The 17,941-nt window shown below is 71.4% G+C and carries 19 protein-coding genes, 1 tRNA gene and 1 pseudogene (1 of these 21 cut by a window edge); 5 read left to right on the top strand and 16 right to left on the bottom strand.

The window, feature by feature from the left end:
- Positions 1-35: 35 nt before the first annotated feature.
- Entirely contained in the window at positions 36-455 is a 420-nt protein-coding gene (gene sodN, locus E6G06_02490; protein TML93369.1) for a superoxide dismutase, Ni, read from the top strand.
- On the opposite strand, the gene E6G06_02485 is transcribed toward sodN, so the two are convergent.
- Both E6G06_02485 and E6G06_02480 read right to left on the bottom strand, forming a co-directional pair.
- A complete protein-coding gene (locus E6G06_02485; GenBank protein TML93368.1) occupies positions 452-2,152 on the bottom strand; it encodes a D-aminoacylase in 1,701 nt (566 codons plus the stop codon). The genes sodN and E6G06_02485 overlap by 4 nt on opposite strands.
- Positions 2,152-3,279 (bottom strand): amidohydrolase, encoded by a 1,128-nt coding sequence (locus E6G06_02480; protein TML93367.1) that lies wholly within the window; start codon positions 3,277-3,279, stop codon positions 2,152-2,154. The genes E6G06_02485 and E6G06_02480 overlap by 1 nt, the downstream gene beginning before the upstream one ends.
- Between E6G06_02480 and E6G06_02475 the strand changes: the two genes are divergently transcribed.
- Positions 3,046-4,197, top strand: coding sequence for an integrase (locus E6G06_02475; protein ID TML93366.1), 1,152 nt, complete (start codon positions 3,046-3,048; stop codon positions 4,195-4,197). The genes E6G06_02480 and E6G06_02475 overlap by 234 nt on opposite strands.
- Before the next feature lie 36 nt (positions 4,198-4,233).
- Here E6G06_02475 and E6G06_02470 read toward each other — a convergent pair whose 3' ends face one another.
- Together E6G06_02470 and E6G06_02465 are read right to left on the bottom strand one after the other, a co-directional pair.
- Entirely contained in the window at positions 4,234-4,470 is a 237-nt protein-coding gene (locus E6G06_02470; protein TML93365.1) for a MoaD/ThiS family protein, read from the bottom strand.
- Positions 4,467-5,300 carry a dehydratase gene (locus E6G06_02465; protein ID TML93364.1) on the bottom strand — a complete coding sequence of 278 codons (834 nt, stop codon included), beginning with the start codon at positions 5,298-5,300 and terminating at the stop codon, positions 4,467-4,469. The genes E6G06_02470 and E6G06_02465 overlap by 4 nt, the downstream gene beginning before the upstream one ends.
- 40 nt (positions 5,301-5,340) lie before the next feature.
- On the opposite strand from E6G06_02465, the gene E6G06_02460 reads away from it, so the two are divergent.
- Positions 5,341-5,817 carry a M48 family metallopeptidase gene (locus E6G06_02460; GenBank protein ID TML93363.1) on the top strand — a complete coding sequence of 159 codons (477 nt, stop codon included), beginning with the start codon at positions 5,341-5,343 and terminating at the stop codon, positions 5,815-5,817.
- A gap of 16 nt (positions 5,818-5,833) precedes the next feature.
- Here the strand turns inward: E6G06_02460 and E6G06_02455 are convergent, their stop codons facing one another.
- From E6G06_02455 to E6G06_02420, 8 genes are all read right to left on the bottom strand, one after another.
- A complete protein-coding gene (locus tag E6G06_02455; GenBank protein ID TML93362.1) occupies positions 5,834-7,276 on the bottom strand; it encodes an AarF/ABC1/UbiB kinase family protein in 1,443 nt (480 codons plus the stop codon).
- Positions 7,277-7,292: 16 nt separating this feature from the next.
- Positions 7,293-7,676: a hypothetical protein gene (locus E6G06_02450; protein TML93361.1), complete on the bottom strand. Its 384-nt coding sequence runs from the start codon at positions 7,674-7,676 to the stop codon at positions 7,293-7,295.
- A 200-nt stretch (positions 7,677-7,876) separates the two neighbouring features.
- A tRNA-Lys gene (locus E6G06_02445) sits at positions 7,877-7,951 on the bottom strand.
- A 171-nt stretch (positions 7,952-8,122) separates the two neighbouring features.
- A complete protein-coding gene (locus tag E6G06_02440; GenBank protein TML93451.1) occupies positions 8,123-8,848 on the bottom strand; it encodes an ABC transporter permease in 726 nt (241 codons plus the stop codon).
- Positions 8,849-8,895: 47 nt separating this feature from the next.
- On the bottom strand, positions 8,896-9,864 hold the full coding sequence (locus E6G06_02435) for an ATP-binding cassette domain-containing protein (GenBank protein ID TML93360.1): 969 nt from the start codon (positions 9,862-9,864) through the stop codon (positions 8,896-8,898).
- 24 nt (positions 9,865-9,888) lie between these two features.
- Positions 9,889-10,446 (bottom strand): hypothetical protein, encoded by a 558-nt coding sequence (locus E6G06_02430; GenBank protein ID TML93359.1) that lies wholly within the window; start codon positions 10,444-10,446, stop codon positions 9,889-9,891.
- Entirely contained in the window at positions 10,443-11,744 is a 1,302-nt protein-coding gene (locus E6G06_02425; GenBank protein TML93358.1) for an ABC transporter permease, read from the bottom strand. The genes E6G06_02430 and E6G06_02425 overlap by 4 nt, the downstream gene beginning before the upstream one ends.
- Positions 11,741-12,490: an ABC transporter ATP-binding protein gene (locus tag E6G06_02420; protein ID TML93357.1), complete on the bottom strand. Its 750-nt coding sequence runs from the start codon at positions 12,488-12,490 to the stop codon at positions 11,741-11,743. Before E6G06_02420 ends, E6G06_02425 begins: the two co-directional genes overlap by 4 nt.
- Positions 12,491-12,551: 61 nt before the next feature.
- On the opposite strand from E6G06_02420, the gene E6G06_02415 reads away from it, so the two are divergent.
- Entirely contained in the window at positions 12,552-14,327 is a 1,776-nt protein-coding gene (locus E6G06_02415) for a M3 family oligoendopeptidase (GenBank protein TML93356.1), read from the top strand.
- Between the two features lie 40 nt (positions 14,328-14,367).
- Here the strand turns inward: E6G06_02415 and E6G06_02410 are convergent, their stop codons facing one another.
- From E6G06_02410 to E6G06_02395, 4 genes are all read right to left on the bottom strand, one after another.
- Positions 14,368-15,342 (bottom strand): PDZ domain-containing protein, encoded by a 975-nt coding sequence (locus E6G06_02410; protein TML93355.1) that lies wholly within the window; start codon positions 15,340-15,342, stop codon positions 14,368-14,370.
- Positions 15,343-15,416: 74 nt separating this feature from the next.
- Positions 15,417-15,806: a response regulator gene (locus tag E6G06_02405; protein ID TML93354.1), complete on the bottom strand. Its 390-nt coding sequence runs from the start codon at positions 15,804-15,806 to the stop codon at positions 15,417-15,419.
- A gap of 40 nt (positions 15,807-15,846) precedes the next feature.
- Positions 15,847-16,896: an S-adenosylmethionine:tRNA ribosyltransferase-isomerase gene (locus E6G06_02400; protein ID TML93353.1), complete on the bottom strand. Its 1,050-nt coding sequence runs from the start codon at positions 16,894-16,896 to the stop codon at positions 15,847-15,849.
- The gene (locus tag E6G06_02395) at positions 16,893-17,630 is read right to left on the bottom strand and encodes an SDR family oxidoreductase (GenBank protein ID TML93352.1); all 738 of its coding nucleotides are present in this window, start codon (positions 17,628-17,630) and stop codon (positions 16,893-16,895) included. The genes E6G06_02400 and E6G06_02395 overlap by 4 nt, the downstream gene beginning before the upstream one ends.
- Before the next feature lie 93 nt (positions 17,631-17,723).
- Here E6G06_02395 and E6G06_02390 point away from each other — a divergent pair.
- Positions 17,724-17,941: pseudogene (locus E6G06_02390) on the top strand (hypothetical protein) (it continues 318 nt past the right edge of the window).

Here is a 17,941-nt window from a genome sequence, read left to right as displayed (position 1 = left end):
CCATGCCGCTGAAGTCGATCAGAAGGAGCAGAAGCATGTCCGCTCTCGCCCGACTCCTCGTTGCCGTCGACCGGGTACGCGCGCCCGAGACCGCGCACGCGCACTGCGACCTGCCGTGCGGCGTCTACGACCCCGCCCAGGCCCGGATCGAGGCCGACGCGGTGAAGGCGATCATCGAGAAGTACCACGAGTCGAAGGACGACACGTTCCGGCAGCGGGCCGTCATGATCAAGGAGCAGCGCGCCGACCTGCTCAAGCACCACCTCTGGGTGCTCTGGACCGACTACTTCAAGCCCGAGCACCTCGAGCAGTACCCCGACCTCCACACTCTCTTCTGGGACGCCACGAAAGCAGCCGGCGCGTCCAAGAAGTCCCTCGACACCGCCGACGCGCAGAAGACGATCGATCTCGTCGCCCGGATCGACAAGATCTTCTGGGAGACGAAGAAGGGTTAGCGTGCCACGGCGCGCGACGCAGGGCCGCGTACGACGTGGCCGGGCAGCGCGCCGGTGTGCTTGCCGTCTTCCAGCAGCACCTCGCCGTTGACGATCGCCTTGACGTAGCCGGCCGCGTCGACCACGTAGCGCCCACTCGCGGCCGGGAAGTCGCGCACATAGCGCGTCTCGCCCACCGCGAGGCGGGTGCGGTCGAGCACCAGCAGATCGGCCGCCGCACCCTCGGCGACGACGCCGCGCCCCGCGAGCCCGTGCACGCGTGCGGGCGTGCCGGTGAGCCGGGCGACCGCGGCCTCGAAGCTGAGCGTTTCCGGCACCCATTCGGTGAGCAGCCGGGTGGTGAAGTCCACCCCGCAGAACGAGAGCAGGTGGGCGCCCGCGTCGCTGCTGCCTGCCATCACGATCGGGCTGCGGATGAGCTCCTCGGTGGCGGCGGTGCGCTTTCTGTCGGGCGGGCCCTGTAGGACGAACTGCGTGGCCAGCCCCTCGGCGAGCGAGATGTCGAGGAAGCAGTCCAGGGGATCGAGCGCCATCTCCCGGGCCACCTCCGTCACGCTCCGCCCGACCCACCACTCGTGACCGGGGTTCGAGACCCGCTCGACGCGCAACACCTCCCAGACGAACACGAAGGAGCGGCCGGTGGGATCGGCCAGCTCGCGGCGCATCTGTTCGCGCACCGCCGGGTCGCGTAGGCGTTCCTCGCGCTGCGGCGCCGGCAACGTGAGCGTGGCGCGAAAGCTCGGGATCTCGTCGAACAGAAACGTGTTGTCGAGCGAGAAGTGGGCGCCCTGGCGGTTGGTCGCGAACATGGGGTGCACCGCCAGGCCCTCGGCCGCCGCCTCCTGAGCGAACTCGAGGCTTCGCTTCCAGCCATCCGGCGCGTTCCACATGCGGGTCAGCGTGTTCAAGTTCACCGGCGTCTTCGCGGCGCGCGCCATGGCCCGGATGAGCTCGCGGTCGTCGTCGGAGTAGCCCTCGAGGAACGTGCGAGGGATGAACTCGATCGACCCGTGGTCGAAGTCGCCGAGCACACCGGCGAGGGCGATGAGCTCGTCCGGTGCCGCGAGGTTGGATGGCACCGGACGGCCGTCGTGGGCCATGTGGATGTCGAGCTGCGACGACGTGAACCCGATGGCGCCATCGTGCAGCGCGGCGCGAACGAGTCGCGCCATCGACTCGATCTCCGCGTCGTCGGCGGCGCGCTCGGACGCCTCGTCACCCATCACCATGCGCCGCACCGCGCAGTGGCCGACGTTGCCGGCCGCGTTGACACCGATGCGGCCGTCGAGCCCAGCGAGGAACTCGGCGTACGAACCGCCGCGGAACGTCACCGCCTCGGCCAGCGCGTCCGGCGACATCCCTTCGACCCGGCTGAGCATCTGCGACAGCCATGGGAGGTCCTTGGGTTTCGACGGCGCGAGCGTGAACCCGCAGTTGCCCATGAGCACCGTGGTCACGCCGTGCCACGACGACGGCGACGCGGTGGGCTCCCAGTGCAGCTGCGCGTCGTAGTGCGTGTGGATGTCGATGAAGCCGGGCGTCACCGTCAGCCCGTCCGCGTCAAGCCTCTCGCGCGCCTCGCCGTTGAGACGCCCGATTGCGGCGATGCGGCCGTCCTGTACCGCGACGTCGGTGGTGACCGGGGGTGCGCCGGTGCCGTCGACGACGCTGCCGGCCCGGATGAGCAGGTCCCACATCAGCGCAACCCGTACATGCGCAAGGCGTTGGTGCCGTAGAGATTGGCCTTGGCGTCGTCGTCCATCGCGGCCGTGTGCTCACGCAGCTCGTCGACGACGCCCGGGTACTTGGCGTCACTGTGCGGGAAGTCGGAGGCCCAGATGAACCGCTCGCTGCCGACCACCGGGGTGAGGAGTCCCATGGTGTGCTCGCCGGGGTCGAACGACACCCAGCACTGCCGCACGAAGTACTCGCTCGGTGCCAGCGTCAGCGGCGCCGCTGCCCACGCGTAGCTCTCGAGGAACTCGTCCATACGGTCCATCCAGTGGGCGATCCAGCCGCCGCCGCACTCGAGCACGGCCACCTTCAGGCCCGGATGGCGCTCGAGCACCCCGCCGTAGACCAGGTTGGACAGCGTCAAGTACTGGTCGAAGAACAGCACCACCGCGTGGTGGGTGCCAGGCGCCATCAGCCGCCCGAGGTACCTCGAGGCGCCGGGCATGTCGGTGAGGCCCGCGCCGTGCAGCGCGAGTGGGATGCCTGCCTCCTCGAGCGCGTCGTAGACAGGGTCGAACACGGGGTCATGGAGCCCGTGCCCGCCGTAGGGGTTGGGCCGGCAGAAGCCACCCCGCAGCCCGAGCTCGCCGGCGATGCGGCGAGCCTCTCGGGCCGCGGCTCCCGGGTCCTGCATCGGGAGCGCGCCCACGCCCGCCAACCGCCGCGGATCGGTCGCCGCGTAGCCGGCAATCCAGTCGTTGTAGACCCGACACGATGCGACCGCCAGCTCCGCGTCGCGGATCGCGCCGAGCTTCAGCCCCAGCCCGGGGTAGAGGACGGCGAGGTCGATGCCCTCGGAGTCGAGCACCTTCACACGCTCGCGGGGGTCGAACCCGGCCGGGCTGATCTCCTCGTAGTGCATGCCCCGCCCGAAGTCCGCGAACGACAGACCGGCGTTGCCGAGACCCACCAACCCCCGGTCGGTCGCCATACCGTCCTCGACCCAGCACTCGTCGTAACCCGTGTCGGCGTTCCAGCGCAGGCGGATGCTGTTGTCACGCAGGTGAGGGGGCAGGTTCTTCTCCCAGAGGTCGGCGGGCTCGCACACGTGCCCGTCGGCGTCGACCACGATCGGGGGCGGGTTGCTCATGGCGCGACCATCCGCCTGCCGCCCCCGGCGGTCAACGTCGGGCGAGTTATCGGAAGTGACGGGTACCGTGGCCCCATCGCCTCACCAACCAGCCGCGCCCTGTCGCCGAACAGCCTCCGTGCCTACCGCGCCGACTGGTCGCACTTCGAACGCTGGTGCCGCAGCCGCCGGCGACGGGCGCTCCCGGCGACGGCCGCGACGGTTGCCGCGTACGTCGCCGAGCTGGCCGAGACGCGCAAGGCCTCGACCGTCCGCCGCCGGGTGTTCGCCATCGCCGATGTGCACCGCGCCGCCTCGTTCGAACCCCCCACCCACGACATCCACGTCCGGGTCGCGGCGCTGCGGGTCGAACGCGACCAGCGCGCCCGCTTCCGGCCCACCTCACCGCTCTCGGTCGACGAGCTGGAGGCGATGTCGCACGCGTTGCCGTCGACCAGATCCGGGTCGCGCGACCGCGCCATGCTGCTGCTCGGCTTCGGCGGTGGCCTGCGGCGTTCAGAGCTGGTCGCGCTCGATGTGGCGGACGTGCAACCGACCCGGCGGGGGTTGCGCGTGCATGTCGGCGAGCGCACGGTCGTGCTGCCGTTCGGCTCGCGACCGGGACTGTGCGCGGTGACGGCATGGCGGACCTGGGTGAGCGCTGCGAGGCTGACGCGGGGCGCGTTGTTCCGGCCGGTCGACCGCCACGGCCACGTGGGCACGCGACGTCTCAGCGACCGAGCCGTGGCGCTGGTCGTCAAGCGGGCCGCGGTGCTCGCGGACCTCGACCCGACGCGCTACTCCGGCGACTCGCTCCGACGGGGCCTGGTGCGCGCGGCGGCCGACCGGGGCGCGCCCGAGTGGGGGATCATGGCCCAGACCGGCCACCGCACCCGTCGCCTGGTGCGCGACTACATGCGCGACCCGCCGTCAGCCTGACGCCGTCACCATGACATCGGCGACGGGGACACCGGGTCAGCCGCCCGAGACGGGCGGCAGCACGGCCACGGTGTCGCCGGCGGCAACCGCGGCGTCGTCGGTCGCTGGCTCGCCGTTGAGCCAGACGCGCGACGCGCCGAGCACCGCGGCGAAGTGCTCCCCGAACAGCACCCGGGCTTCGTCGAGCACCGCGCCGACGGTGGGCGCGTCGATCGTCGTCGTCGCGCGACCGGCCGCTTCCCGCGCCGCTGCGAAGAGGCGCAGCGTGGCTATGCGGGGGCCACCTCGGCGCGGCCGTCCTTGATGACGGTGGAGCCCGCGCTCGTCGCCTCGAACGCGTACGCGCCGTTACCGATGTCGTAGATCGTCGTGACGACGTCGTTGCCCGGGAGCACGGGTTTGGAGAACCGCACGGCCAGACGCCTCAACCGGCTCGGGTCGCCGCCCGCCACCGTCTTCACCACAGCCTGGCTGCACATGGCCATCGTGCAGAGGCCGTGCACGATGATGCCGGGCAGGCCGACGCTCTTGGCGAACGCGTCGTCGACGTGGATCGGCATGGTGTCGCCCGATGCGTCGCGGTAGCGGTAGGTCTGGTCGTCGTCGACGTGCACGGTGAACGTGGCCACGGGCTCCCCGTGGTCGGGAGGAAGAGCGTGGACGGGCTTGTCCGGGCCTCCGCTGTCTCCGTCGCTCATGCCGCGGATGAACGTGGTGCTGAACACCTCCATGACCGTCCTGCCGTCGACGTCGTTGCTCATGATGCGGGTCGTGAAGCGCGTGCCCGAGCGGCCGACGCGCACGCTGTGGGCCTCGGCCGCGGTCGTGAGCTCCGCGCCCGGCACCAGCGGCTGATGGAAGTGCATGTCCTGCTCGCCGTGCACGATGAAAGGCAGCGCGTCGGGCGGGATCACGTCGGCCGCCGCGAGCAGCATTGCGTCCCACGTCGGCACCACCCCGAAGATCGGCGGCGCGTACTTGCCCGACTCGTAGGCGGGATTGTCGTCGTTGGTGGCTGCCGCGTAGGCCTTGGCCCTGTCGGGGTCGATCGTGTCGGTGCGCTCGGCGTAGCGGGTGCCGAGCTTCTCGATGGGAAGTGCCATGTGCGGAGACGGTAGTCCAGCCCTATTAGCTTTCCGAGCGATGAATGTGGAGGTCGTGCGGAGCGCCCGGCGGCGCAAGACCGTGGAGGCATGGGAGGTCGGGGGGGTGCTGCGCGTGGCGATCCCCGCCTGCATGAGCCGCGCCGAGGAGCAGCACTGGGTGGGCGAGATGGTGCGGCGCTTCGAGCGTCGCCGGTCATCCGACCACATCGACCTGCGCGCCCGGGTCGCCGCCCTGGCCCGGCGCTACGAGCTCCCCCATCCGGTGTCGGTCGAGTGGTCGGACCGCCAGCGCTCGCTGTGGGGCTCGTGCACGCCGGCGCAGCGCTCCATCCGCCTCGCCTCCCGCCTGGCGCGCGAGCCGGGATGGGTCCTCGACTACGTGATCGTGCACGAGCTCGCGCACCTCGTCGAGGCGACGCACGGGCCGGAGTTCTGGGCGCTCGTCGACCGCTACCCGCGGACCGAACGGGCGCGCGGCTGGCTCATGGCGAAGGGCCTCGACGCCGGCGACTGAGTGCCGCCACGACGAGCTACGGCGCGACCGTCGACTGTCGCGCGCGCCATGCGGCCTCGACCTGTCCGAGCTCGGTCGACGGAGGGGCGCCCTTGCGGTACTCGGCGAGCAGTGCCTGAAAGTTGCCGCGCGCCCCGAGGCGTCCCAACAACGCGCTGACCCCCCACACCACCCGGTCGAGGATCACGTACGACGGCGGCATGTTGAGCTGGCGGATGACGTCACCGAACTCGCCGTTCAGGTCGATCATCGTCTGGATGGTGGTGGCGACGTGCTCGGGCGTGTAGGTGAAGTCGTCGGTCTGGAACGGAAGGTACGGCGTGCTCACGTACTCGTAGATCCGCTTCGCCGTGAGCGGATGATGGGCGGACAGGAAGCCCGCCTCGATGAGCGCCGCCTCGGTGCCGTCGGGGTCGCTGCGCAGGATGGCGTCGAGGATGGGGCTCAGGCTCTCGAGCTCACCTGGTGACCAGCGCTTGACGAGCCCGAAGTCGAGGAAGGTGACGGTGCCGTCGGGCAGGAACCGGTAGTTGCCCGGGTGGGGGTCGCCGTTGAAGACGCCGTGGTGCCAGATCGAGCCCTCTGCGAAGCGAAAGAGGATCTCGGCTGCCTGTTGCTTCGCCTCGGGGGACGCGGTCGCCAGCAGCTCGGCCCAGTTGACCCCGCCGACCCACTCGCTCGTGATGACCCGCCGGGTCGAGCGCTCGGGCACGACCTCGGGCACGTGGATGAACGGGTGGCCGCGGTAGCGCACCGCGAACTCGGCCTGGCACCGGGCCTCCAGCCGGTAGTCGAGCTCGTCGCCCATGCGCGCGCGGAGCTCGTCGACCAGGCCCTTGACGTCCATGTTCTTGAGCGCGAACGACGCGAACAGCCCGTAGAGCATCTCCGCGTTGTCGAGGTCGCTCTTGATGGCCTTGTCGACGCCGGGGTACTGCACCTTCACCGCGACCACCCGCCCGTCGGGCATGACCGCCCGGTGCACCTGACCGATGGACGCGGCGGCGACCGGCACCCGGTTCCACTCGAGGAAGAGCTTCTCGGGGTCGGCGCCGAGCTCGGCGCGGATCACGCCCTCGGCCAGGCTCGGCGCCATCGGCGGCACGTCGGCCTGGAGGGTCGCGAGCGCGGCCTGGGCTTCGGGCGGCAACCCCTCGGCGATGAAGGAGATCATCTGACCCGCCTTCATGATGGCGCCCTTCATGTTGCCGAGCACCTGGGCCACGTCCTCGGCCGTGCGGATGGCGAACTGCTCCTCGAGGCGGGCCCGCTCCGCATCGGTCGCCCTCCTCCCGCGCACCTTCATCGTCGCCCAGTGCGCACCGCGCCGGGTCGTGAGGCGCCAGACGCGCGCCTGGCGCTCGAGCCGGTGTCGCCGCTCGTGGTCGGAGAGGGCGACGCCGACACCCGCACCGGCGAGCAGACCGGTCGCGACCCCGAGCGGGATCCCCTTGCGCAACGTCGGCCGGCGCGCGCTAGCCGGCGGGCCGGGGGACCTGGCCCTCGGCGACCGCCTGATCGTCGACGCAGAAGCGGGTGGCCGGCATGGCCTCGAGCCGGGTGTCACCGATGGGCTTCCCGCATGCGGCGCACAGACCGTAGGTGCCGTCGTCGAGCCGGTTGAGCGCGTGCTCGACGTCGCTCAGCTCACTCTCGACCCGCTCGAGGATCGAGAGGTCCTTCTCGCGCTCGAAGGTCTCGGTGCCGGTGTCGGCCTGATGTTGGCCGAGGCCCGACAGCTCCGAGAGGTTCTCGGTCTCGGTCTCCTCGTGGAGGTGCTCGTCGGCAAACGTCTCGCGCACGCCTTCGAGGCGGGTTCGCTCGTCTTCCAACCGCTGGCGGGCCTCGTCGGTGTGCATGCACCACGTTACCCAGCTGCGGGGTTACCCGGTTACGGAGGAGTGACGGTCAGGCGCGGCGCGCGACGTACAGGATCAGAAGGACCAGCAGGATCACGACGAGGGTGCCGACACCGATAGACATGTCCGGGTGCCTCCCCCCGTCGCCGCGTCCGCAAACCCGACGCGTGACATCGCGGGGTGATGTGGTGAGGGCTACGTCGTGGGGGCGGGGAGGATCGAACTCCCGACGCGCAGATTAAAAGTCTGCCGGTCTGCCACTGACCTACGCCCCCGGCGCGCCGAGCGTACCGGCCGACGCGCGGTGCCAGATTCGAAGTGTATGGAGCCCGGCGCGTGATCGCCCTCGACGGTCTCATCCCCGCGATGCGACGCCGCAGCTCGACCTCACCGCCCACCACCTCGTCGAGGTGTTCGCCTGACGCGTCGCCGAGCCGGCGGGAGGCTCAGACGCGCCGGTAGCGGCGAACCGAGAGCGGGACGAACACGAGGAGGATGCCCAGGATCCACGCCATCGAGTGGAAGACGTGCGTGGCGGTGGGGCCGCCCTGGCAGAGCGCGCGCACGGCTTCAGCCGTGTTGGTCACCGGGTTGACGCGCGCGAACGACTGCAACCAGCCGGGCATGGTGGCGACGGGCACGAACACCGCGCTGGCGAAGACGAGAGGGAAGATCCAGATGAACCCGGCCGTCTGCGCCGATTCGACGTCGCGCACCGCCATGCCGATGAACGCCGAGATCCACGAGAAGGCGAGACCGAACAGCACGGCCAGCACGATCGCCCCCACGGCTGAGATGAACCCGGCGTGGAAGCGGAACCCGATGAGGAGCCCGACTCCGATCATCAGCAGCACGACGAAGAGGTTGCGCACGGTATCGGACAGCGTGCGTCCCGCGAGCACCGCGGAGCGCGCCATTGGGAGCGAGCGAAAGCGGTCGATCATGCCTCGCGACAGGTCATCGGCGAGACCGACGCCCGTCTGCGTGGAACCGAAGATCACCGTCTGGACGAGGATCCCCGGCAGCAGGAAGTCCTTGTAGGACCCACTGGGGATGCGCACCGCCCCGCCGAAGACGTAGGTGAAGAGGAGCACGAACATCACCGGCTGGATGGTCGAGAACACGAGCAGGTTGGGCACGCGGACGTACCGCACCAGGTTGCGCCGCGTCATCGCGATCGCGTCGGTGACCGCCCAGGACAACGAGGCGGGCGACGAGCTCACGACGCGACTCCGGCCTCGGCCGCGGTAGCGCGACCCGTGAGCGCGAGGAAGACGTCGTCGAGCGTGGGCCGGTGCAGGGCCAGGTCGGCGATCGCCACACCTGCGGCGTCGAGGTGGCGCACGGCCTCGGCGAGCACGTTCGCCCCGCCCTTCACCGGCACACGCACCTGGCCGGTGTCCTCGTCGAGCTGGGGCTCGCCGCACGTGAGCGGCGCGATGGCCGTCACCGCGTCCTTCAGCTGCTCGCGGCGGACGACGACGAGCTCGAGCACGTCGCCGCCGACCTGCGACTTGAGCTCGTCGGCGGTGCCTTCGGCGATGACCCGGCCGTGGTCGATCACGGCGATGGCGTCGGCGAGCTTGTCGGCCTCCTCGAGGTACTGCGTCGTCAGCAGCAGCGTGGTGCCTCGATCGACCAGCTGCTCGATGACCTCCCACAATCCGATGCGGCTGCGGGGATCGAGGCCGGTGGTGGGCTCGTCGAGGAACAGCACCACCGGGCGCCCGACCAGGCTGGCGCCCAGATCGAGGCGGCGCCGCATCCCGCCCGAGTAGGTCTTCACCGTGCGGTCGGCGGCGTCGACGAGGTCGAACCGCTCGAGCACATCGGCGGACCGCTCTCGGGCCTCGGCGCGGCCCAGGTGGTAGAGCCGCCCGACCAGCTCGAGGTTCTCGCGCCCGGTCAGCATTTCGTCCACGGCTGCGAACTGGCCCGCGAGCCCGATCGCCGAACGGAGGCGGACCGCGTCACGCACGACGTCGAAGCCGGCCACTTCGGCGTGGCCCCCGTCGGGCGCGAGCAGCGTGGTCAGGATGCGCACGACGGTGGTCTTGCCCGCACCGTTGGGGCCCAGCAGGCCGAGCACGGTGCCCTGGGGCACGGTGAGGTCGATGCCGTCGAGCGCGCGGACCGTGCCGAACGCCTTCTGCAGACGTTCGACGACGATCGCCGGTCGCGTGCTCATCCCGCGCACACTACGCGGGGGCGGTCACCGCTTCCCGCCCCGCAGCACGTTCGCAAACGCGGTGGCCACCGCACGATGGTCGGCAGGCGACACCGGCGAGCCCGGCACCTCGACCACGGTGGCGCCTTCAGCCGCCGCCACTCTGGCGACGACCTCGTTGGTGGAGGCGACCAGCACCCGGGTGGTGCCGTTGCGACGCAGGCGATCGACCACGGTCGTGATCTGCGTCTCGTCGGTGCTGTTCATCCACAGCGTGGTCAGCGTCGGCTTCAGCTCGTCGACGAGATCGAGCACAGGGGGTATCGCGTCCGCAGTGAGCCCCCCGGCGCGGGCGAGGTTGTAGAAGACGGCGTCCTCCGGGAGGGCGCGTCGGTAGAGCACCTGTGGCCACACCTCCCGCAGCCGGTCCTCGAAGCTCAGGGTCGCGCCCAACGTCTCGTCGCCGCCCACCGACACATAGACGGTCCGCGGTGCGGGTCGAGGCGGTCCCGCGCTCGCGCCCGGCGAGCGCCCCGATCCGCTCTCGCACCCGGCCATCGCGAGAACGAGAGCGAGCAGCGCGGTCGCGACCCGGCACCTCACTGGTCACCCAACGCCTCTCGCGCCGGCAGGCGCGCCGCGCGCGCGGCAGGCACCGCGCCGGCCAGGAGGGCGAGCACCACGGCACCGACCACGCAGGCCACGACCACCGACGCCGGGAGCCCGACCGTGACGCCGGCCAGTCCCTCGGTGGTGAGGTAACGGTTCACCACCGCGCCGACGGCGCGCGCCACCGCCCAGCCGCTCGCAGCCCCGATGACACCGCCGACGAGACCGAGCGCGGTCGCCTCCACGAGGAACACGTGCACCACGTCGCGGTCGCGCGCCCCGATGGCCTTCAGCACCCCGATCTCCCGCGTGCGCTCGCGCACTGCTGCGAGCAACGCGTTGCAGATCCCGAGGGCCGCGATCACGAGGGCGATGACCCCGATGCCGCCGAGCACGATCTCGACCACCCGCCGGTAGCGCTGGAACTCCGTGATCAGGCTCTCGGGTGAGCTGGTGGCGAAGCCGATGCCGGTGATCTGCGCCCGCACGGAGGCCACCCGGTCGAGGCCCTTCGCCACGACGAACAACCCGCTGTAGGGCGAGGAGGAGAGGGCGAACCGTCCGGCATCGCCGGTATCACTGGCGACCGTCCACTCGCGCGCCAGGCGGGCCTGGTCGAGCGAACCCAGGACCTGGCCGCTGTCGATTTCCTGGGCGACCACGCCCACGATGGTCGAGCGCGTCCACCGGCCCCGGGTCTGGCCGTCCTCGAACCGACGCGGCGCGCCGAGCTCGACCTCGTCGCCGACGACGTCGGCCGCCTTCGCCTTCGTGACGCCGACGCGCTCGAGGTATCCCTGCGTCACCGCCACCTCGGTGCGCGAGCCGGGCGCGGGAAGCGCGCCGGCGAGCAGCGAGACCGGGAGCTTGTCCACCCGGGCGAAGTCCACCCCGACATAGGTCTCACCGAAGGAGGGGACCGTCGCGCCGCGGCCTGTCGTGGGCGGCACGACGAAGACGGGCGCCACCACGATGGGCACGACTGATGCCACGCCCGGGAGGGAGGTGATGCGCCGGCGCGCCCGCTCGTCGATCTCGTGCGGCTCGCCGGAGAGCGCCGTGTCGCTGTCGACCTGACCCGGCGCGGGTTGCGCGGCCTCGACCTTGATCCCCGCCAGCGGCCCGCCCTTGGCAATCTCGTCGAGCACGCGCGTCTCGCCCGTTCGGGCGATCGTGAGCAGTCCCGTGAGCAGCGTCGTCGCCAACGTCACCGCGATGACCGTGAGCACGGCTCGCCCGGGACCCCGGAGCATGCCCCGTCCGGCGAGGTCGATCGCGTCGCGCCAGCTCAAGCGCTGACCTCCGGGTGCAGGATCCCGCCGTCGAGCCGGTGGCGAACGTGGGCGCGGGCCGCGACCGCACGGTTGTGCGTGACGACGATCAGCGTGCAGCCTCTTGCCGCCGTGACCGCCTCGAGCAGATCGAGCACGCGCTCGGTGGAGTCCTCGTCGAGGTTCCCCGTCGGCTCGTCGGCGAGAACGAGGCGGGGTTCGTTCGCGAGCGCGCGGGCAATCGCGACGCGCTGGAGCTCGCCGCCGCTCAAGGCAAGCGGTCGGTGTCGGGCCCGCCCCGTCAGGCCGACCGCGTCGAGCAACTCGGCCGCCCGCTCCCGGCGTCGATCGCGCCGCGCGCCCGCCAACGTGAGCGCGAGCTCGACGTTCTCCGACGCGGTCAACGCCCCGAGCAGACCGAAGTGCTGGAACACGAAACCCACCGTGGTGCGCCGGAACGCCGCCATCTCATCGCCGTGGAGCGCATCGAGGTCGTGACCGCCGACGTCGACGTGGCCGCGTTGAGGGCGCTCGAGGCCGCCTAACACCGACAGCAGCGTGCTCTTCCCCGCGCCCGAGCGGCCGCTGAGCGCCACGTAGCCTCCCGCGGCGACCGAGAGATCGAGCCCGTCGAGCACCGTGAGCGTGCCGTCTGGCGTCTCGAAGCGATGCACGAGGCCGCGCACCTCGACGGCCGCGCCGGAGGCGCGCAGCGGACCAGCGCCGGAGGCGCGCACGGTCGCGCTGCTCGTCGGCTCGGTGGTCATCGCCTCCACCTTCGTCCATCGGCGGCTCGTGCGTCGGTCGCGCCCCTCTAACCTTGCCGGTATGACGACCGGAGCGGAGACCGTCCGATGGGACCTGAGCGCGCTGTACGCCTCACCTGACGACCCTGCGCTTGCCGACGACCTCTCGTCGGCCCTCGACGACGCCAAGTCGTTCAGCGCGCGCTTTCACGGTCGCATCGGTGCGCTCTCCGCGTCCGAGCTCGCCGCCGCGACCGACGAGCTCGAGGCGATCAACGAGCGCATCGACCGGGCGGGCGCCTTCGCCTACCTGCGGTTCGCCACCGACACCGCCGACCCCGCCCGCGGCGCGCTGCTCCAGACCGTCGAGGAGCGCTCCACGGCGATCGCCACCGAGCTGCTGTTCGTCGAGCTCGAGTGGGCGGCCGTCCCCGACGTGCGGGCGGCGGAGCTGCTCGCCGAACCCGCGCTCGCCCGCTGGCGCCACTTCCTCGAAGCGGCCCGGCGCTTCCGTCCCCATCTGCTCTCCGAGCCCGAGGAAAAGGTGCTCGCGGAGAAGACGGTGACCGGGCGCTCGGCCTGGTCCCGGCTCTTCACCCAGGTCACCGACGCGATCTCCGTCGAGCTCGACGGGCAGAGGGTGCCGCTCGAGGAGGCGTTGTCGCGCCTGCACCATCCCGACCGCGAGGTGCGGCGGGCCGCGGGGCACGCGGTCACGCGCGCCCTCGAGCCGGGTCTCACGGTCCGCACGTACATCTTCAACACGATCCTCGCCGACCAGTCCACCGACGACCGACTGCGCGCCTTTCCCACGTGGATCTCGTCGCGCAACCTCAGCAACGAGATCGACGAGAGCACGGTCGAGGCGCTCGTCACGTCGGTCACGTCGCGCTACGACCTTCCTGCCCGTTGGTACCGGCTCAAGGCGCGCCTCCTCGGGCTCGACGAGCTCACCGAGCACGACCGCTACGCGCCACTCCTCCCCGACGAACGCGAGGTCGACTGGCCCGAGGCGCGCCGCACCGTGTTGGACGCGTACCGGTCGTTCTCGCCCCAGATGGCCGAGATCGCCGCGGGCTTCTTCGAGCGCTACATCGACGCACCCGTCGTGCCGGGAAAGCAGGGCGGTGCGTTCTCGCATCCGGCCGTGCCCACCGCGCACCCGTACGTCCTGCTCAACTTCACCGCCCGCCGGCGCGACGTCATGACCCTCGCCCATGAGCTCGGCCACGGCGTCCACCAGGTGCTCGCGAATCGCCAGGGGCTGTTCAACGCGGCGACGCCGCTGACGCTGGCCGAGACCGCCTCGATCTTCGGCGAGACGGTGACGTTCGCCCGCCTGCTCGACGACGAGCACGAGCCCAGCGCCCGGCTCGCGCTCATCGCGTCTCGTATCGAGGACATCTCGGCGAGCGTCTTCCGCCAGACGGCGATGAACCGCTTCGAGGACGCGGTGCACAACCTGCGGCGCAGCGAAGGCGAGCTCTCGGCCGAGCGGTTCGGCGAGGAGTGGCTCCGCACGCAGCGCGAGATGTTCGGCGACTCCGTACGCATCTCCGACGAGTACGCCACGTGGTGGAGCTACATACCGCACTTCATCCACACGCCCGGCTACGTCTATGCGTACGCGTTCGGCAACCTGCTCGCCCTCGCCATCTACGCGCGGTACGAGGCCGAAGGTGCGGCGTTCGTGCCCTCCTACCTCGAGCTGCTCGCAGCCGGCGGCTCCGATCGCCCGGAGGCCCTCGCGGCCATCGTCGGCGTCGACCTCACCGATCCCGACTTCTGGAACGCGGGGCTCGCCGTCATCGGCGACCTCGTCGACGAGGCCGAGAAGCTCGCGGACTCGCTGACGTAGGACGGCGGGCGTCAGCCAGGCCGTCGCGCAACCGACCGCCTCACGTCACCACCAGCTCCGCCGGCGTGACATCGAGCTGCAACACCCGGTCACCCCGCACGACGCGCAGCGTGAGCCGCCGGTCGATGGCATCGCCGATCATCATGCGCTGCAGGTCGTCGGCACCTTCGACCGCGACACCGTCGACGTCGAGCACGATGTCCGCGGTGCGCAGGCCGGCCCGGTCCGCGGGGCTGCCTGCGATCACCTCGACCACCTCGATCCCGTGCTCACGACCCACCGCGCGCGCGACGCGCGGCGGCAAGGGCCGGCGGCCGCCCGCGATGCCGACGTACGCGCGCCGGAAGCGGCCTTCGCTCATGAGCGCGCCGATGATGCGCCGCGTCGTGTCGTTGACGGGCACCGCGAGCCCCAGCCCGATGCCTGCGACGGCGGTGTTGACGCCGACCAGGCGTCCCCGGCCGTCGACGAGCGCGCCGCCCGAGTTCCCCGGGTTCAACGCCGCGTCGGTCTGGATCACGTTCTCCACGAGTCGAGAGGCGGAGCCGGCGCGCGTCGGGAACGACCGGCCCAGCGCGCTCACCACACCCGCCGTGACCGAGCCGGTGTAGCCCATCGGGTTGCCGATCGCGATCACGAGCTGCCCGACGCGCAACCGATCGGCGTCGCCCAGCTCCGCGGGCACGAGGTCGCCGCCCCGGACGCGCACCACCGCGAGATCGGAGAGAGCGTCGGTGCCGACGACCTCGAGCCCGGCCTCGAAGCCGTCGGAGAACAGCGCGCCGCCCCGGTGGGCGCCGGCCACGACATGGGCCGACGTGAGCAGGAAGCCGTCAGGCGTGATGACGACGCCCGAGCCCGCGCCGTCGGCGGGGCGGCCGTTCCGCGCCCGTCGCGTGACCTTCAAGCTGGCGACCGACGGCGTCACCGCCGCCGCAACGGCCACGACCACGCTTGAATAGGCGTCGAGCGCTTCCCGCTCGCGCCGGTCCTGCTCGGTGCCCTCGTCAATCATCATTACAAGATTACAAGCGTGCACGACGCAATGCGGGCGGGCTGCTTCGTCACCGAGGCGGAAGACGCGCTGGGTCAGGGCGCGGCGACGCCGGAGGTGGCGCCCCGCAGCTCCGCGATCTTCTTCAGGACCTGCTCCAGGCGGTGGAGGTCGCCCTTGTCGACGACCTCGGTCGCGCCCGAGCGCAGGGCGGTCGGGCGCACCGTCTCGTACGCGGAGCAGACCACGACCTCACAACCGGGCGCCGCCTCCCGCAGGAGCGGGATCGCCTTGAGGCTCGAGAGGCCCGGGAACGAGAGGTCGAGCAGGACGACGGTGGGCCCGATCACCTCGGCCACGGCAACCGCGCTGACGGCGAGGTCGAGCTCGGCGGCCACCTCGAACCCACAGGCGGAGACGAGCCGGCTCACCACCTGCCTGGCCTCGGGATCGTCGTCGCAGACGATGGCGGACAACGCGCTCATGCCCGGTGTATCGGCACCCCGCCCGGGCCCACTGAGCGCGTCAGGGAAGGAGCAGGTGCGAGTCCCCGAACTCGTGCCAGCGATAACCCGCGGCCCTTGCCGCCTCGTACGAACGGTCGAGGAGCTCCCGCCCCGCCACCGCCTCGAGCAGTTGGAGATGCGATGCCTCGGGGTCGTGCCAGCCCGTGATCAGCCCGTCGACCGCGCGTACCCCTCGCGCCGGGGTGACGACCACGTCGGTCCACCCCTCACCCGGATGGACGACGCCGTCCGCGTCGGCGACGGTCTCGAGCGCGCGCACCACCGTCGTCCCCACCGCGATGACGCGACCGCCGGCCGCTCGCGTCTCGTTCACCCGGCGGGCGGTCGTGATCGGAACGCGGTAGGGCTCCGGGTAAGGCGCCTCGTGGGCCTCGCCCGACGACACACCCGTGTGCAGCAAGAGCGGTGTCAACGCGACGCCGCGCGAGACGAGCTCGGTCACCACCTCGGGCGTGAAGGGACGCGCCGCGCTGGGCATCTCCGCGCTGCCCGGCTCGCGTGCGAAGACCGTCTGGTACATCGCGAGAGGCCAGTCGCGCGGCACATAGTCGTAACGGATGGGGCGCCCGTACCGGTGGAGCCAGGTCAGGAACGGCTGCGGCAGGGCGAGCGTCGCGAACCACAGCCGCCCCTCTCCGTGCGCCCAGGGCGCGAGCAGCTCCACCGTCGCCCCGCCCGGCAGCTCGAGCGCAGGGCCGACGCCACTCTCGCCGTCGGCACCACGGGTCCAGGGCTCACTCGCGCCGCCGGCCACCGGGTGGCGCAGCTCGACCAACCACAGGTCGCCCGGCATTCGAGTCGAGAGGTGCACGATCACCCCGGTGCCCGACTGATCGGTGGCGGGGACGGCCGCGGGCAGTGTGGCGGACGTGTTGACGACGAGCAGGTCACCCGCGGCCAACAGGTCGGGCAACCGGCGGAAGCGCGTGTGCTCGAGCCCGCCGTTCCCACGTGCGGCGAGCAGACGCACGCTGTCACGGGGAAGGCCTCTCGCCTCGGGCGGCTCGTTCGCCTCGACGGCAGCGGCTGCGATGGTGAGAGCGCTCACACCGCGCTCGCAACGAGGTCGCGCACCCGGTACCGCCCGCTGGGCAGCTCGCCATCGATGAGCTCGAGCAGGCCCGGAACGCTCGCCTCGGGCGCAGGCCGGTCGGAGACGTCCTCGCCCGGGAAGGCCTCCTGGTGCAGACGCGTGTTCATGTCGCCCGGGTCGACCGCGTACACCCGCAGCTCGGGCTCCTCGACCCCGAGCACGGAGGTCAGCTGATCGAGCGCCGCTTTCGACGACCCGTAGCCGCCCCAACCCTCGTAGGCCTCGACCGACGCGTCGGACGTGATGTTGACGATCTGTCCTCGACTGTCACGCAGGAGCGGCAGCGCCAGCTGGGTCAGCGCGAGCGGCGCGAGCACGTTCACGCGGTACACGTCCTCGAGCACGTCGAGGGGATACGCGGCCAGGGCCGGTTGCGGGCTCGGCCCGAGCACGCTCGCGTTGTTCACGAGCAGGTCGAGGCGGCCCAGGTCGGCCGCGGCGGTGACCAGCGCGCGACGGTGGATCGGGTCGGCCACGTCGCCGGGGATCGACCGCACGACCGTGTGACGGGCGAGCTCGCGGGCCGCGGCGTCGAGGTCGGTGGCGGTTCGGGCATCGAGCACCAGCCACCACCCCCGCGCCGCGAGGGCCCGGCTCAGGGCCAGGCCGAGCCCGCGTGACGCACCAGTGACGATCGCGGTGCGGCTGGAGCGACGGCTGGGCTGCGAAGGGGTATCGGATCGGGTCATGTGCAGCTCCTCTCTCGCTGGCAGTTGTACGCCCGACCCCCTTATTTGTAAAGGTTTTCGTTTAGTAATCCTCCCTCGTGTAATGTTGTAAGTATGAAAACACCGAACGAGACAGCCGAGGAGCTGGCGGGCTGGTTCGCGGGCCGCCTGCCGGATGAGTGGTTCACCGGCCCGCCGGAGGTCACCGCGGACCGCGAGGAGATCTTGGTCGTGGGCTCGCTCGCCGACGTCGAGCTCACCGGTCGCCCGACGGCCGCGGCGAAGTCCGCCGCCCGTTCGGCTCGGGTCGACCGCTTCCGGGAGGACACACG

Source organism: Actinomycetota bacterium (assembly GCA_005888325.1).
Lineage (GTDB): Bacteria > Actinomycetota > Acidimicrobiia > Acidimicrobiales > AC-14 > AC-14.
Note: the sequence above shows the minus strand (reverse complement) of the source record. Positions and strands in the feature narration are given on the sequence as shown.